1 protein-coding gene and 1 pseudogene are annotated in these 1,660 nt (G+C 36.3%); both read left to right on the plus strand.

Translation table 11 applies throughout. The features are described from left to right. Positions 1-385 (plus strand): PKD domain-containing protein (locus ASJ81_RS12315; RefSeq protein ID WP_141241702.1); only part of this gene is annotated, 385 nt, incomplete at its 5' end. 662 nt (positions 386-1,047) lie between these two features. Beyond that, a pseudogene (locus ASJ81_RS12320) lies at positions 1,048-1,660 on the plus strand (TolB family protein); the annotation flags it as partial.

The following is a 1,660-nucleotide window of genomic DNA, read 5'->3' on the forward strand; positions in this document are numbered from 1 at the left end:
AAGTTCAACCAAGCAGAATCCAACGCATAAGTATTCCAAAGCCGGAAAATACACAGTAACCCTCAAAGTAACCAATGCGGCAGGCAGCAACACAGTAACAAAATCAAATTATATAACCGTGACAGGAACTTCGCAAGCTCCCGTTGCAGATTTCTGGGGCTGGCCACTTTCAGGAAAAGCGCCACTAAAGGTAACATTTACGGAGACTAGCAAAGGATCGCCAACTTCATGGAAATGGGATTTCGGAGATGGGAAATCTTCAACAGAAAAGAGTCCTACACACACATATTCAGCAGCGAGAACCTACACGGTTAAACTTACAGCAACAAATGCAGCAGGAAGTAGTACAAAAACAAAATGGAATTATATAAAAGTGGCAAAGTGACTGCAATTTCGAAAACGGTTGTAAACCTCCTGGGGTTCTTCAGTCCCAGGTAAAAATGCAAAATTCAGTAATACAAAAGTCATTTATGGATGTCACAGTATTTAGAAATGAGATTGAGATTCAAAAGTAGATAAAAATGTCCAAAGGTAGAGAGGAGTGGGGACTTATTAATCGAATCTCACGAAAAGAATTACTCAGGTTAGTCTGAAATATTCTAGTGCTTCGATTCCAAAATAGATTCTTTATTTCCTGGAAAAATCCATGATCCCAGTTTCTATTCAAAAGCCAAGTTTTATGAACCTATTTCGGAATCAAAGTACTAGAATGTCTTGCTAGTAAATATTCAACTTCACAAAAATCTAATTAATTAACATTCTTTTTTGAACTTTTGTGAATATCTATATTCTTAGTTCAGATTAAATAATATCTCAAGCATTTCTAAACATATGTTATTTTATAAACTTGTTTTTTCTTATAAATAATCTAGAAAAATTAACTTTTATAAATATAAGGTTTGAAAGAAAAAATATAAGTATAATCTCTAAATTTTTACTAATTGAATTAAAATTTTCAAATATAAAGTTAGGGATGGTAATATGAATAAACAAATGACCTTTTGTACTATAAGTTTAATTTCAATAGCCTTCATTTTGTGTTTATTTTTGTCTACAGCATCAGCAGATACAGCGGAAAGTGTTTTGCCTACGATCACTGAAACCCGAATAACCACCAGTGGATCAGCTAGTGATCCAGATATATATAATGATATAATAGTATGGGACGACTATCGCAACGGAAACAGTGATGTCTACATGCACAATATTTCTACCAAAGAGGAAATTAAGGTTCCCACCAATGGATCTGCAGATTGCCCATGTATCTACGGTGATAAAATAGTGTGGGAAGACGATAGCCACATGCTTCCCTCTTGGGACTTATCCGATATACATATGTACGACATCTCTACTAAAAAAGAAACTCAGATTCCCTCCCGTCTTGAGGAATTAGTGGCAGAGGGACAACCTGATATTTATGGCGACAAGATTGTGTGGCAAGATCTTTACGATGAGGATTGGGGTGTTTCCATGTATGACCTTTCTACTAAAGAGGAAACTTTGATCACCCACGATGCATTGCGTCCTGCTATCTACGGTAACAGAATAGTATATTTCGTTTCCCACCCTCGCAAAGGGCCTGGTTCTGATATTTACATGTATGACCTCTCCACTAAGAAGGAAACTCAGATAACCACCAGTGGATCAGCAGAAAACCCTG

Origin of the sequence: Methanosarcina spelaei (assembly GCF_002287235.1) — an archaeon.
GTDB classification, from domain to species: Archaea; Halobacteriota; Methanosarcinia; order Methanosarcinales; family Methanosarcinaceae; genus Methanosarcina; species Methanosarcina spelaei.